General features: G+C 43.5%; 14 protein-coding genes. 6 read left to right on the plus strand and 8 right to left on the minus strand.

Annotated elements, in window-relative coordinates; all coding sequences use genetic code 11:
- Nucleotides 1-61: 61 nt before the first annotated feature.
- Entirely contained in the window at nt 62-475 is a 414-nt protein-coding gene (locus G3T18_RS03530) for an AbrB family transcriptional regulator (RefSeq protein ID WP_224409144.1), read from the minus strand.
- A 409-nt stretch (nt 476-884) separates the two neighbouring features.
- Between G3T18_RS03530 and G3T18_RS03535 the strand changes: the two genes are divergently transcribed.
- Nucleotides 885-1871 (plus strand): succinate dehydrogenase/fumarate reductase iron-sulfur subunit, encoded by a 987-nt coding sequence (locus G3T18_RS03535; RefSeq protein WP_224409145.1) that lies wholly within the window; start codon nt 885-887, stop codon nt 1869-1871.
- Between the two features lie 62 nt (nt 1872-1933).
- On the opposite strand, the gene G3T18_RS03540 is transcribed toward G3T18_RS03535, so the two are convergent.
- From G3T18_RS03540 to psbX, 5 genes are all read right to left on the minus strand, one after another.
- Nucleotides 1934-3067, minus strand: coding sequence for a trypsin-like peptidase domain-containing protein (locus G3T18_RS03540; protein ID WP_397333904.1), 1134 nt, complete (start codon nt 3065-3067; stop codon nt 1934-1936).
- Between the two features lie 228 nt (nt 3068-3295).
- Nucleotides 3296-3817, minus strand: coding sequence for a TolB family protein (locus tag G3T18_RS03545; protein WP_224409146.1), 522 nt, complete (start codon nt 3815-3817; stop codon nt 3296-3298).
- 1 nt (nt 3818) lies between these two features.
- Nucleotides 3819-4379: a TolB family protein gene (locus G3T18_RS03550; RefSeq protein WP_224409147.1), complete on the minus strand. Its 561-nt coding sequence runs from the start codon at nt 4377-4379 to the stop codon at nt 3819-3821.
- Between the two features lie 42 nt (nt 4380-4421).
- Nucleotides 4422-5300 carry a Ycf66 family protein gene (locus tag G3T18_RS03555; RefSeq protein WP_224409148.1) on the minus strand — a complete coding sequence of 293 codons (879 nt, stop codon included), beginning with the start codon at nt 5298-5300 and terminating at the stop codon, nt 4422-4424.
- A gap of 244 nt (nt 5301-5544) precedes the next feature.
- Entirely contained in the window at nt 5545-5667 is a 123-nt protein-coding gene (gene psbX, locus G3T18_RS03560; protein WP_224409149.1) for a photosystem II reaction center X protein, read from the minus strand.
- A 348-nt stretch (nt 5668-6015) separates the two neighbouring features.
- Between psbX and G3T18_RS03565 the strand changes: the two genes are divergently transcribed.
- Nucleotides 6016-6303 (plus strand): YggT family protein, encoded by a 288-nt coding sequence (locus G3T18_RS03565; RefSeq protein WP_224409156.1) that lies wholly within the window; start codon nt 6016-6018, stop codon nt 6301-6303.
- Between the two features lie 227 nt (nt 6304-6530).
- On the opposite strand, the gene accC is transcribed toward G3T18_RS03565, so the two are convergent.
- On the minus strand, nt 6531-7877 hold the full coding sequence (gene accC, locus G3T18_RS03570; RefSeq protein ID WP_224409157.1) for an acetyl-CoA carboxylase biotin carboxylase subunit: 1347 nt from the start codon (nt 7875-7877) through the stop codon (nt 6531-6533).
- Here accC and G3T18_RS03575 point away from each other — a divergent pair.
- Complete coding sequence (locus G3T18_RS03575) at nt 7798-7992, plus strand: hypothetical protein (protein WP_224409158.1); 195 nt, start codon at nt 7798-7800, stop codon at nt 7990-7992. The two genes, accC and G3T18_RS03575, sit on opposite strands and share 80 nt — an antisense overlap.
- Nucleotides 7993-8215: 223 nt before the next feature.
- Here G3T18_RS03575 and G3T18_RS03580 read toward each other — a convergent pair whose 3' ends face one another.
- Nucleotides 8216-8479 (minus strand): hypothetical protein, encoded by a 264-nt coding sequence (locus G3T18_RS03580; RefSeq protein WP_224409150.1) that lies wholly within the window; start codon nt 8477-8479, stop codon nt 8216-8218.
- A gap of 339 nt (nt 8480-8818) precedes the next feature.
- On the opposite strand from G3T18_RS03580, the gene G3T18_RS03585 reads away from it, so the two are divergent.
- From G3T18_RS03585 to G3T18_RS03595, 3 genes are read left to right on the plus strand one after another with little or no spacing between them, the layout of a single operon-like run.
- Entirely contained in the window at nt 8819-10204 is a 1386-nt protein-coding gene (locus G3T18_RS03585; protein ID WP_224409151.1) for a NupC/NupG family nucleoside CNT transporter, read from the plus strand.
- 39 nt (nt 10205-10243) lie between these two features.
- Complete coding sequence (locus G3T18_RS03590) at nt 10244-11671, plus strand: NupC/NupG family nucleoside CNT transporter (protein WP_224409152.1); 1428 nt, start codon at nt 10244-10246, stop codon at nt 11669-11671.
- 39 nt (nt 11672-11710) lie between these two features.
- On the plus strand, nt 11711-12655 hold the full coding sequence (locus tag G3T18_RS03595) for a hypothetical protein (RefSeq protein ID WP_224409153.1): 945 nt from the start codon (nt 11711-11713) through the stop codon (nt 12653-12655).
- Nucleotides 12656-12705: the final 50 nt, after the last annotated feature.

Raw genomic sequence — 12705 nt, forward strand, 5'->3', positions numbered from 1 at the left:
AAAAATCCTATTCGGTGTCAGTGAAGAAACGATCTTTGACACCGAAGGGATTAATCAGAAATTATGCAGGAATAGCTTCTTCTTCCTCTTCCAGGATATTTTCCCTGTCACCTTCCACCTGTTTGAGATGAATGTGCTTGTAGCCCAACTTGATTTCAAACTCATCACCGGGCTTTAAATTCATCGCATTAGTATAGGTTGAACCAATGACAATTTGTCCATTTTTATGGACGCTTACGCGATAGGTAGGTTCCCGTCCGCGACCATCTTTTGCTCCCTCTGGATCTAGAGGAACGCCTTTCGCACCAAGGACTGCATCGTAAAAGTCGGTTAAATTGACGCGAGTCTGCCCACTTTTGGTGACTGTGTAATAACCACAGCGTTTTGCTGTTTCTCGGCGGGGCAAGTGTGCTAGCTCTTTAACTTTTTGCAGGAGTGCTTTTCCTGTTAAGGGAGTGGGGTTGTTCTCTGCCATAATCTCGCAAACTGTCCTTGAATTTCACTTATATATTGTAATGTTAGTTTACTACAAATTACAGACTTTGATTAAAAATATAACGTTAAATTTCTCTAGTTTGACAATTTTTTGCTTTCCGGTTCGGAGTTGGGCAATCACTTTGGCTGTAAAAATTTACCTAGGAACTGAAATATGAAACTCTATTTAGATTCAATCCCAGCTAATTATGCCATTCGAGAGAGCAATTAGGGAAATTTTTCCCAAAAATCGGCTTCGGGTTCAGTCAAGACTGACATAGACTAGAAACAGAGTAGTTAAAATCATCTTACCTATGGGCATTGACAGAAAAAAACAAAAACGCTAAAGTATCTAGCCCTTAAGGATGATGATTTCTGGTGAGAGTAAAAATCTTTAAGAGTAGGTCAATATGGAAGTTAAATTTAAGGTAATTCGACAGAAGCAAAAAATGGCTCCCTTCGTCGAGAGTTATACGCTGGATGTCGAGACAGGTAAGACTATTCTCGAATGTCTCAATCAGATTAAGTGGGAACTGGATGGAAGTTTAACTTTTCGTAAGAATTGCCGCAACACTATTTGTGGTAGTTGCGGAATGAAAATTAATGGTCGTTCGGCTTTAGCTTGTAAAGAAAATGTGGGTAGCGAACTAGCACGAATGGGCAAAACCTCAACTGAGGAAATCCCAGAAATTACGGTTGCACCTCTGGGAAATATGCCTGTAATTAAAGATTTAGTCGTGGATATGAGTGGTTTCTGGGACAATTTGGAGCAAGTAGAACCTTATGTTAGTACGAGAGGGAGAGTAATTCCAGAACGAGAGTTTCTTCAGTCTCCAGAAGAGCGCGAGATCCTCGATCGAATGGGCAATTGTATCATGTGTGGTGCTTGTTATTCGGAATGTAATGCTCGTGCTGTGAACCCGGATTTTGTGGGACCTCACGCCCTTGCCAAAGCACAACGCATGGTGGTAGACTCTCGCGATACAGAAGTTGAGCCGAGGCTGGAAAAATACAACAAAGGAACTCAGGGAGTCTGGGGCTGTACTCGCTGTTATTTTTGTAATGCTGTTTGTCCGATGGAAGTCGCACCAATGGATCGAATTGGTAAAATTAAACAGCAAATTTTAGACCGTAAGAATGCTCAAACGAGTCGTTCAATTCGCCATCGGAAAGTTTTGATCGATCTAGTTAAACAAGGTGGTTGGATTGATGAGCGTAAATTTGGCGTGATGGTAGTAGGGAATTATTTTCGCGATTTACAAGGTTTACTCAGTCTCGCACCTCTGGGATTAAGAATGTTAGCCAAAGGCAAATTTCCACTTTTTTTTGAACCCTCAGAAGGAACTGAAGAAGTGCGATCGCTAATCGAGCGAGTTCAAAATTTACCCAAGGATTAGCGATCGCTTCGTGCTAATTAAAATAAACACTACAAAAGTTATTCCGACTTTTGTAGTTTAAACTAGCGACCAGCAAAATTTGCAGTAGCTCGCAAACGATATTCTCCTGATTGTCCTCCATCATAAGAGTTGACAATCAGGCGATAAACGCCGCTTACTCGTAGTGTTACCGTAATTCTGGCATTATTACCGCCACCACCATCATCATCTTGAGCAACTTCTTCGCCATTGGGATCGAGCAAAATTAAGTAAGGATCGATTTCCCGACTAATCATTTCAATTTGCACGCGCTGACCTGCTCTCCCTTCAAAAGTATAGAGGTCAAAGAAGCTATTATCTACAGGTAAAACACCGTCTCCCTGTTCGAGTCTGCCATTAATCGCTGCACCATTAAGAGGTAATCTTAAAGCAGGTGGTTGATTATCTGGAGATGCCGCAGTTTGAGGCGATGTTGGAGCGCGTCCCGATCGCGCCGCAGTAATAAAAGGTGCTACGCGATCGACGGGAATAGCAAAACCAATACCAATATTACCCGCTCTTTCTCGACTGGTAAAAATTATCGTATTTACCCCAATTAATTCTCCTTTACTGTTGAGCAAAGGACCGCCCGAATTACCCGGATTAAGTGCTGCATCTGTTTGAATTAAACCACGCGATCGGTCGATACGGCTAACTATTCCAATCGTAAAAGTTCCTTGAAACTGACCGAAAGGATTACCGATCGCAAATGCTCTTTGACCGACTTGTACCGATCCCGCAGGTGCAAGTTTAACTGTTGGTAAATTATTATTAGCACCTCGCAGGCGTAACAAAGCCAAATCTAGCCCATTTTCACCAAAACCCATGACTTCGGCTCCGAAGCGTCTCCCATCCTGTAAATCGACAGAAACAGTACGCGCTCCCGCTACGACATGAGCATTAGTCAAAACTAAACCATCGGGACTAATAATTGTACCACTACCTTTACTGCGACCAGAATTAATCGAGACTACCGCCGGACTTGCACGCTGATAAACACGAATATTGATTTGTTCGTCAGCATCTTGAGCTAAGGCGCTTTGAGGCTGAAAAAATTGTAGTTGTGGAGGGAAACCCAGTAGCTCAAAAAAAGAGCGATCGCCAATTAAATTCGTCCCAAAGGCAGCTATGACTATGATTAATACTGACTTTACCCTACGCCGAGTTTTGCTGCTCATCGGAGATTTTCTCATATCTTTGTGGAACGGGGATTGAGGATTAGGAATTGGTGATTAGGGATTAGAGATTGGTGATTAGGGACTGGGGGCTGGGAAGATAAACTGTTCACTGATAACTGTTCACTGATAACTGTTCACTGATAACTGTTCACTGTTCACTGATAACTGTTCACTGATAACTGTTCACTGATAACTGTTCACTGTTCACTGAAATCCCCAGTCCCCTGATTACCTAAGATTTAAAGGTTTTCCGGAACGGTCATAAACTAAAATATCCCATTGACCGTCAGTAGCTACTTCAAAAGCGATAATTTCACCATTAGCACTAATTGTTGGGTTACGGACTTCCCCTTGAACATTGGCTGTTAAGTTTCTTTTAATTTCGAGATTGCGATCGTAGATGTAAATGTTAGTTTGTCCTTGACTGCTAGCTGTAAAAACGATGTAGCGACCATCTTCAGAAACAGAAGGATCGGAAGCGATCGCGTCTAAAGAATTTAGTCCGGGTAAATCTAACAAACGTCGCTGATTAGCATCATATAGATATACATCCTGAGAACCGTTGCGATCGCTAACAAAAACAATATACTCAGAAGCTATTTGCGGTGATAATTCTGATGCAGGACTATTTAAACTGCGTCCACTGCGATCGAAGGGAAAATTTAGCAGTCGAGGATAACCTCCACAGCTAGTTAAAATACTGCTCATTGCTACCACCGCAATTAAGAAAATCTGTTTTTGCTTGACCATTTCATTGAAAATTACGGACAGGAGTACCGTCACGCACATCTAACTCTACTCTCGGTCCGCGATCTAATACCTCAATATCCCATTGACCCCGACGGGCGCTTTCAAAGACGATATAACGTCCATCAGGACTAATTTGAGGATTGCGTACCCAGCTACGATAATTTTGGCTAAGAATTTGCGATCGCTGGATTGCTCGGTCATAAAGAGCTATTTGCGGTCGTCCTGCTTCGTTAACCAGATAGACAATGTAACGCCCAGTACGACTTAAACTGGGACTTTGAGCCAAAGCCCCATTTTTATTTAAACCTGTTACTTCGACAAATCGCTGACGTTCGAGGTCGTAAATTAAGATTTGACTGATTCCATTACGATTAGAAACGAAACTCAAGAAGCGACCATCGCCACTTAAACTCGGTTGCTCATCGTTATAACGGCTATTTAGTTCTCCAGAACCTGTAGGTAAGTTAGGATTCCCGCAAGCGGTAGTTAAACCTAACAAACTCAAAGCGATCGCCCAATGTTGGACGATCTTCTTTCCCCATCGGTGAGTTATCCTGCTCACTAGCTTTTGCTGCGCGATCGCGCTGAACTTTTCACTACTGAATTAATATTCTGTACTACCGAGATTTGGCTCGTCTGTGTCTTCTGGTCTATTTCTCGGTTCTGGTTCCTCTGGACTATCGATTGGCTCGTAATCCACATAATCAGCATAATCTTCCCTCACATTTTCTGTATTTCTGGGGGAAGAATAGTCAGGACTTGAAGGACGAGGATTGCGCGGTCTTGTCGGTCTTGTCGGTCTTGTGGGTCGAGAAACAGGTTCATCTAAACCCACATCCGGACGCGGACGGCGAGGACGAGTTGCACTAGGACGGGGGGGGCTTTCCCAACCATCTGATGATGTATCTTCCCACTCTCCATACCGTTCGCTATAGCGATCTGTTGGTGGTGGACTACTCGGACGTGGGCGTGAAGTACGTGGGGGACGGCTTCGCGAAGGCGGTGCTTCTGAAGTTCCCCGCGTTCTTACGCTACGCGGATCTTCTGTTTCGTAGCTAGAACGACGAGTTGGGCGAGGATCTTGCGTTCCCCGGAGCCGACGTTTTTCATAAATATCTTCTTCGTACGGCTCTAGTTCGTCCAATTCCGCTTGTCGGTACACCTTACTTACCGGACGTACATCATCAGTCATCGGTGTATTCCGTTTTGCTTCCTGGTAAGTTAGTCCTCGCAAACGCAAGGTTTCCACCGCAAAAAATATCGTCGAACCAGTTAACAAAAACTGACCAAATTGCAGAATTGGATCGAGTCGCCATCCCTGAAACAAAAGGATGAAACCGCATAATAATCCTACTGCGGCAAAAAATATATCGTGATCCCTAGATAATTCTGGACGTATAGTACGCAGAAAATATAATCCTGCTCCTGCTACCGCCAGAAATATTCCCAGAATACTTGCTGAGTTCAGCCCAAAATTTACCATTGCTGCTCTCCTAAGTCAGTGTTATCTTAGCGAGTCTCGATCTCAATTTTCTACTTTAAGTCTAAATATTCTGGGTCGCCCTAGCGGAACCTGAACAGTGACTACTTTTTTTATAATAACTTTTTGCTGAGTTTGATTTCAAAGTCAAAGCTTTACTTAATTTCAGCTTTCTCAAAGAGAGTAAATCGAATGGCGATCGCTCCCTTGTGAGAAAACTGAAGTTTAGTTATTTTTCCCCGAAATTTTACGAAGAACGACGGATTCTATCTTTCTGGCTGATAAAGATCAGCGCAACTGTCGCTGGGATGACTACAACTAAAGCTCCAGCTAGCAGGCTATACAAAAAGTTTGCTAATGAGGGTGTCATAGATTCTCAACCTTTGTTAATTTTTGACATTGTTAATTACTAATTTTAATATTTTGTCATCTAAAAGGGAAAGTTTTTTGGGGATTGGGGATTGGGGATTAGGGATTGGGGATTGGGGACCCTTGGATTGGGGATTGGGGGACTTGGGAGAGGGGGAAGACTTGGGAGACAAGGAGGAATAGTTAGACGTTGACTGATAACTGGTAAATGCGGGTACGTGATAACTGATAACTGGTAAATGCGGGTACGTGATAACTGATAACTGATAACTGTTAAACTAAAGTTGTTTTAGTTACAAAACTTGATATTTTTCTCAGTTTAGTCAAATTTAGCTTGACATTATTGCAAATGAATGGTATTGAAGTCGCAAATTTGAGTTTGAGCATTCTTTTAGCACTGATGACATTGTTGTTCATCTTCCGAATTGTCTTAACTTGGTATCCCCAAGCAGAGTTAAATCGCTTTCCCTTGAATGTAATTGCTGTTCCCACAGAACCGTTTCTCGCCCCATCGCGGAAAATTGTACCACCGATAGGCGGAGTGGATATTACACCGATTATTTGGGTCGGTATTTGTTCGTTACTGCGAGAGATTTTAGTAGGACAGCAAGGCTTACTGACGATGATGATGAGGTGATTAGGGATTGGGTTTAGTGAACAGTGAACAGTGACCAGTGACCAGTGACCAGTGACCAGTGACCAGTGACCAGTGACCAGTGACCAGTGACCAGTTTATCCTCCTTGTCCCCCTTGTCCCCCAATCCCCAATTCCCAGTCCAAGGGTCCCCAATTCCCAGTCCAAGGGTCCCCAATCCCCAGTCCAAGGGTCCCCAGTCCCCAGTCCCCAGTCCCCAGTCCCCCCGATCATTTAAGTAGATGTTGTTCGACAAAATTGGTGTAAACTTCTCCAGCCAAGAAAGCAGGAGTTTCGAGAATCTTTTGATGAAAGCCAATTGTCGTGGGAATACCTGTAATCGCGAATTCACGTAAAGCGCGTTTCATTCGTGCGATCGCCGCTTCCCGATTTGGTCCCCAAACAATTAATTTACCAATCAGCGAGTCGTAATAAGGGGGAATTTCGTAATCAGTGTAGACGTGAGAATCAATGCGAACTCCTGGACCTCCTGGAGGTAAATAAGCACTAATTCTACCTGGTTGAGGGCGAAAATTGCGATCGGGATCTTCAGCATTAATGCGACATTCGATCGCGTGTCCCTTCAGTTGAACTTGTTTTTGGTTTAATGGTAATTTTTCTCCATGAGCAATACGAATTTGTTGGCTGATTAAATCTAATCCCGTAATCATCTCAGTGACAGGATGTTCCACTTGAATGCGAGTATTCATCTCCATAAAGTAGAAATTGCCACTGTTATCAACGAGAAACTCAACCGTCCCCGCACCAACGTAGTTAATCGACTTCGCAGCCCTGACTGCGGCAGCGCCCATTTTTGAGCGAAGTTCGCGAGTCATCACTGGGCTAGGCGCTTCTTCCAGTAATTTTTGGTGACGACGCTGAATCGAACAATCTCTTTCTCCGAGATGGATTACATTTCCGTAGCTATCAGCTAAAATTTGAAACTCGATATGACGGGGACGTTCGATAAACTTTTCCAAATAAACCCCAGGATTACCAAAAGCAGCCTCCGCTTCGCCTTGAGCCGCATGAAAAAGCTTAGAAAACTCGCTTTCATCTCGTACTAAACGCATACCGCGTCCGCCCCCGCCCGCCGTAGCCTTAATCATCACCGGAAAGCCAATTTCTTTGGCGATCGCCCTTGCCTCTTTTTCCGACTCCAAAAGTCCTTCACTTCCCGGTACTGTCGGAACTCCGGCTTTTTGCATCGTTTTTTTCGCCGTTGATTTATCTCCCATCGCCAAAATTGCCGAAGCAGTCGGACCGATAAAAGAAATCTGATGATCGGCACAAATTTCGGCAAAGCGAGCATTTTCCGCCAGAAAACCATAACCTGGATGAATCGCTGTCGCATTACGAGTGAGAGCGGCAGCAATAATGTTAGGAATATTAAGATAGCTTTTGTTACTAGGAGGATGTCCGATGCAAACGCTTTCATCTGCTAGCTGAACGTGCAGGGCGTGACGGTCAATTGTTGAGTGAACCGCCACTGTAGCTATGCCCATTTCTTCACAGCTACGCAGTATTCGTAGAGCAATTTCCCCTCGATTAGCAATTAATATTTTGGCAAACGGCATTTTGGGTGCAGTTAATTTAGGATTATCAAAGTTATTCAATCTTGTAGAAACGGTCAAAGCAATTTCTACGGTTGGAGATGGAATGCTGCTTTTATTGCAGGCGCAACCAAGTTAAGCTAACTAAGCTAACTGTCTCAGCAAGCATTTTCAATCTGTTGCTTCTTCTGAGACAGGATCTTGGCAATTAAGCTAGGTGCCACTGTCGGCGCAGCCATCGCCACAGATTCTTTGCTCAGAGATTCCCCATCAAAGAAAACAAGCGGCTTTCCGTTACCCTACTCTACCTTGAGAGAGTACCGATCGCACGCACAAATTATTTTCTGAGAGATTTCGATCGCCTACTCGAAAAACGGGGGACTTTCCCGATTAGCAAACTCTGAAGGCGGGCGATCGCTACTCCAAGCCCACCACGCTTTACCACACTGACAATCATAAAACTCTTGCCACTTACGGCGATAGTCTTCGCTCATTACAGGTGCGCGACGGTTGATCCATACTTGTTTGGCTTCTGCGGCACTTGCACGACAGTTAGGACAGCAAAATTGTACAGCGTGACTAGCTGTTTTTGTCCACTCTGGAGGGGTTGGGCTAGCAAAATCCATCTAAATTTTCCTACGATTTACAGCATCTTTTCGGCTTGTTTTCGTTAAAACAAGCTCTGACACCCATTTTCTAAAAGAATGCGACCGAAAATTCTTTCCGGGCTTCTTATCGGTAATTTTCTGTCAATAAATGAATTGTATTACTGCTTATGCTTCGATCCTAGTATTTCCACGGTCGCGAGAGATGAAAATTATTTTTTGTTGTCTCCTTTACAGTGTTTGCCCAACTGTTATATTCTCGGTTATTGTCTCTCTCGAACTCGGTAGTATGTCTTGAGGATTTGATTTGCAGATGCTCGAACTAGACATCTACACCATTGGTGAGGAAGAATAATTTTTATGTCTCACCCTTTATATCTCAACTTGATTTCTTTTGCCGGTATTTTTGCTCTCGGCGCGATCGCCTGGCTTTTTTCTGAAGATAGAAGCGTTTCTTCTCTACCTTGGCGCGTGATTTTTGGTGGCGTTAGCTTGCAGTTACTCTTAGGTTTTTTCGTTTTTTACTTTTCACCTACTCGCGCTCTTCTCGAGCTTTTAAATCATCTTCTCGATAATATCTTTTTGGCTGCTGATGCTGGTGCGAGATTTGTTTTTGGTATTAACATGGTTCCGGTTCCAGGTCAAGGAGCTGATGTGAATTTAGGTTATATTTTTGCTTTTCGCGCCCTGCCCGCAGTCATTTTCTTTTCAGGTTTGATGGCTTTGCTGTATAACTTGGGTTTAATTCAGCCAATTGTCAAGTTGTTTGCCAAATTATTTTACAAAACGAGTGGTTTAAGTGGGGCAGAAACTTTAAGCGGAACAGTAAATATTTTTGTCGGGATCGAAGCAATTATTGCTGTCAAACCATTTTTAGCAAAAATGACTCGCAGTGAACTTTGTACGATTCTGGCTTGTAGTTTTGGGACGGCAGCATCTTCAACTTTAGCAGTTTATGTTACCTTTCTTAAACCCGTGTTTCCCGAAATTTTGGCACATTTGGTCGCAGCCTCAATTTTGGCGATTCCAGCTTGCTTTGTGTTAGCAAAAATTTTAGTTCCTGAAAAAGAAATTTCCCAGACAGGGAGAGAGATAGAGAATCAGCCAGAACAAGTAAATTGGTCGGAAAGCGAGAAAGGAAAAAGAAGCAGAAGAAATCGACAAAAATTAACTGCCCAAGAAGCCGCGATCGCGGGTGCATTAGATGGTATAAAAATGGCAGTATCGATTGTGGCGGTAGTAATTTTGATTCTAGGCTTACTCTACCTGATCGAGCTAACCTTTATTTCGGTAGCTAGTTGGCGCAGATTTGAGAATCCTTTACCTGCCTCAATCGGACATTTCTTTAACGTTGTTAACTTACGCAATCTCGTGGGTTTCATTTTTTATCCTCTAGCACTGTTAACTGGCGTTCCCTTTGATGAATCCTGGACGGCTTCAGTTTTGGTTGGACGGCGATTAATCGAAACGGCAATCCCTTCTTATCGGGCTTTAGCAGACGCTTATTTAGCAGGAGATATCAGTTCGAGGACATTGTTAATTGTTAGTTATGCTTTGGCGGGAGTTGCTCATCTCGCGTCAGCAGGAATCTTTATTGGTGGGGTTTGCGCTTTGATTCCCCAAAGACGGCGCGAAGTTATTGAATTAGGAGGAAAAGCTTTATTTATCGGGACTTTAGCGACGATAACTGTTGCTTGTGTCGCTGGGGTATTCGATTTCGGTAGTTCGACTATTTTAGGAAACTAATCACCAAGTAAACTTATTCTTTCTCAACCGGAAAAAAAGATGAATCCGATCTTAAATGTAATTTCCTTTCTCGGAATTTTTGGACTCTGCTTTATCGCTTGGTTGGGTTCGGAGAATCGCCGCATTATCCCGATTAAATTAATCGCGGTTGGGGTAGGATTGCAATTAATAATTGGCGCGTTAGTGTTTTTGATTCCACTGACGCGCCAGTTTATTGTCTTCTTGAATGATGTAATTAATGCTTTTATTAATGCTGCTGAGGCGGGTTCTCGTTTTTTGTTTGGTAGCATTATCGTACCCGATCTTTCAGCAGGACCTTCTAGTCCAGGTTTAGCAGGACGTTGGATAGCAAGAGCGATCGGTAGTCCTTATATTACCAGTGCAGGCGATCGCTTGGGTGCTAACGATCTGGATTTGGGTTATATTTTCGCTTTTCGCGCTTTACCTCTGGTAATCTTTTTCTCGGCTTTGATTGGGCTTTTGTACCGTTTGGGGTTAATTCAGCCTGTAGTAAGGGTATTTGCCAAGTTATTCCGTTGGTCGATGAATCTTAGTGGTGCGGAGGCGCTTTCGGGAGCAGCTAATATATTTGTGGGCATTGAATCGGCGATCGCGGTGAAACCTTTTTTGGCAGAAATGACTCGTTCTGAGTTATGCGCGATTTTGACTAGCTGTTTTGGTTCGATCGCTTCCACGGTTTTAGCTCTTTATGCAGGCTTTTTACTACCTGTTTTTCCCACAATTACAGGTCACTTAATGTCAGCTTCGGTACTGACAATTCCCGCTTGTTTCGTAATTTCTAAAATTTTAGTTCCCGAAACCGAAGTACCAAAGACAATGGGTGAAGTTCCCGAAGAACCAGAGGATGAAAGCGAAACTAAACCGAGTCCGATGGATAGTTTAATTGTCGGCGCTCTTGATGGAGTTAAACTCGCAGTGGGAATTGCGGCGGTTTTGATTGCGATCGTTAGTTTGGTGGCTTTGTTAAATAGCTTTTTTGGTTGGTTGTCGGGGCTTTCGGATGCAGAAAATGAGCTGAGTAGATTTATTGGCGATATTTTCACCTATATCACTCTCGATAACATTTTTGGAGTGCTATTTGTGCCTTTGACGTTTTTAACTGGAGTTTCTCTAGATTGGCAAGAAATTTGGACATCTTCGGTTTTAATCGGTCAGCGAGTCCTGCAAACTTCAATTCCTCCATATTTGGGTTTAGCCCGTTTATCCGCAGTGGGAGAATTGAGCGATCGCGCTTTGCTCATTGTTAGTTACGTTCTCTGCGGTTTTGCTCACATTCCTTCTTATGGCATTTTTGTCGGCGGTTTAGCAAATCTCGCTCCTTCTCGCCGCAATGAAATTAGTTCTCTTGGTTGGAAAGCTCTCTGGGGCGCAACTTTAGCTACTTTAATGACTGGTTGTATTGCTGGAGTTTTCGATATTGGTAATGCGACGGTTTTAGGAAGATAGTTATTTGTCGTTGGTCAAGAGTTAGTCTAGTAATCAATTATGAAAAGCATTCGACGAGCGATCGGTTTAGCCGTTTTAACCTTATTAGTAGTAATTCTTTTTGGTCGTTCTCCTTGGTTAATTAATTTCCAGGGAAAACAAACCCTAGAATTATCTGCTGTGGCTCAATCTCCTACTCCTACTGAGTTACCATCTCCCGAAGTTTCCCCAGAAACCGAAGTAACGCCATCGACGGAAGTGTCGCCAGAAACCGAAGCCACACCGGAAGCGTTACCATCACCTTTTGCTTCTCCAGAACCATCGACCGAAACTTCACCTGAAGTAGAAGCAACTCCTACTGAATCACCATCACCTGTGGCTTCCCCGGAACCGGAACCAGAACCAGAAGTAACGCCATCACCTGTGGCTTCCCCGGAACCAGAACCAGAAGTAACGCCATCACCTGTGGCTTCCCCGGAACCAGAACCAGAAGTAACGCCATCACCTGTGGCTTCCCCGGAACCAGAACCGGAACCAGCAGCAGTAGAAACACTAGTTCCGGTGTTACCTTTAGCCGGAGAACCTTATTTAGATCCCGCACAAAGGTTTCAAGTAGGTATTATCGAAGGATTTAGCGTAACTTCCCTAGCAGGTTCGCCATTAATCGAATCACCTGATGGAAATTTAGCTTATACGGTTGTAGTGCGATCGCGGGCTTTTGATAATAATTTAAGCGATGCTGCTTTGGCTCAAATTGCGGTGGATACTTTTGAGCAAGGTGAAGGTTTTATCCCTGGAGAGTTTCAATCGATTGGGGATGGAGTAGTAATTTCTTGGGCTGGTAGCTTAACTTTGAGGGGAAACACTCAACCGATTAGTGGTTTGATTTTGTCTCGTCAAGTACCAGGAAATGTTTTAGTAATGCTAATTTCCGCTACGGAAGAGGGACAAGACAAAGTTGAAGCAGTTCTCTCTACTGTTGCTAATAGTCTTCAGTCAATCTGAAAATAAGTAGAGACGTTGTCAGCAACGTCTCTAACTCTCTTTTTCAATAA

Source organism: Oscillatoria salina IIICB1 (assembly GCF_020144665.1).
Taxonomy (GTDB): Bacteria; Cyanobacteriota; Cyanobacteriia; order Cyanobacteriales; family SIO1D9; genus IIICB1.

What these genes read in the sequence shown, in the direction of transcription:
- G3T18_RS03535 (WP_224409145.1), top strand. Translation starts at nt 885, where the DNA reads ATGGAAGTTAAATTTAAGGTAATTCGACAGAAGCAAAAAATGGCTCCC.
- G3T18_RS03590 (WP_224409152.1), top strand. Translation starts at nt 10,244, where the DNA reads ATGAATCCGATCTTAAATGTAATTTCCTTTCTCGGAATTTTTGGACTC.
- psbX (WP_224409149.1), bottom strand. Translation starts at nt 5,667, where the DNA reads ATGACACCCTCATTAGCAAACTTTTTGTATAGCCTGCTAGCTGGAGCT.
- G3T18_RS03545 (WP_224409146.1), bottom strand. Translation starts at nt 3,817, where the DNA reads ATGGTCAAGCAAAAACAGATTTTCTTAATTGCGGTGGTAGCAATGAGC.
- G3T18_RS03565 (WP_224409156.1), top strand. Translation starts at nt 6,016, where the DNA reads ATGAATGGTATTGAAGTCGCAAATTTGAGTTTGAGCATTCTTTTAGCA.
- G3T18_RS03530 (WP_224409144.1), bottom strand. Translation starts at nt 475, where the DNA reads ATGGCAGAGAACAACCCCACTCCCTTAACAGGAAAAGCACTCCTGCAA.
- G3T18_RS03540 (WP_397333904.1), bottom strand. Translation starts at nt 3,067, where the DNA reads ATGAGCAGCAAAACTCGGCGTAGGGTAAAGTCAGTATTAATCATAGTC.
- accC (WP_224409157.1), bottom strand. Translation starts at nt 7,877, where the DNA reads ATGCCGTTTGCCAAAATATTAATTGCTAATCGAGGGGAAATTGCTCTA.
- G3T18_RS03580 (WP_224409150.1), bottom strand. Translation starts at nt 8,479, where the DNA reads ATGGATTTTGCTAGCCCAACCCCTCCAGAGTGGACAAAAACAGCTAGT.
- G3T18_RS03585 (WP_224409151.1), top strand. Translation starts at nt 8,819, where the DNA reads ATGTCTCACCCTTTATATCTCAACTTGATTTCTTTTGCCGGTATTTTT.
- G3T18_RS03595 (WP_224409153.1), top strand. Translation starts at nt 11,711, where the DNA reads ATGAAAAGCATTCGACGAGCGATCGGTTTAGCCGTTTTAACCTTATTA.
- G3T18_RS03555 (WP_224409148.1), bottom strand. Translation starts at nt 5,300, where the DNA reads ATGGTAAATTTTGGGCTGAACTCAGCAAGTATTCTGGGAATATTTCTG.
- G3T18_RS03575 (WP_224409158.1), top strand. Translation starts at nt 7,798, where the DNA reads ATGCCCATTTCTTCACAGCTACGCAGTATTCGTAGAGCAATTTCCCCT.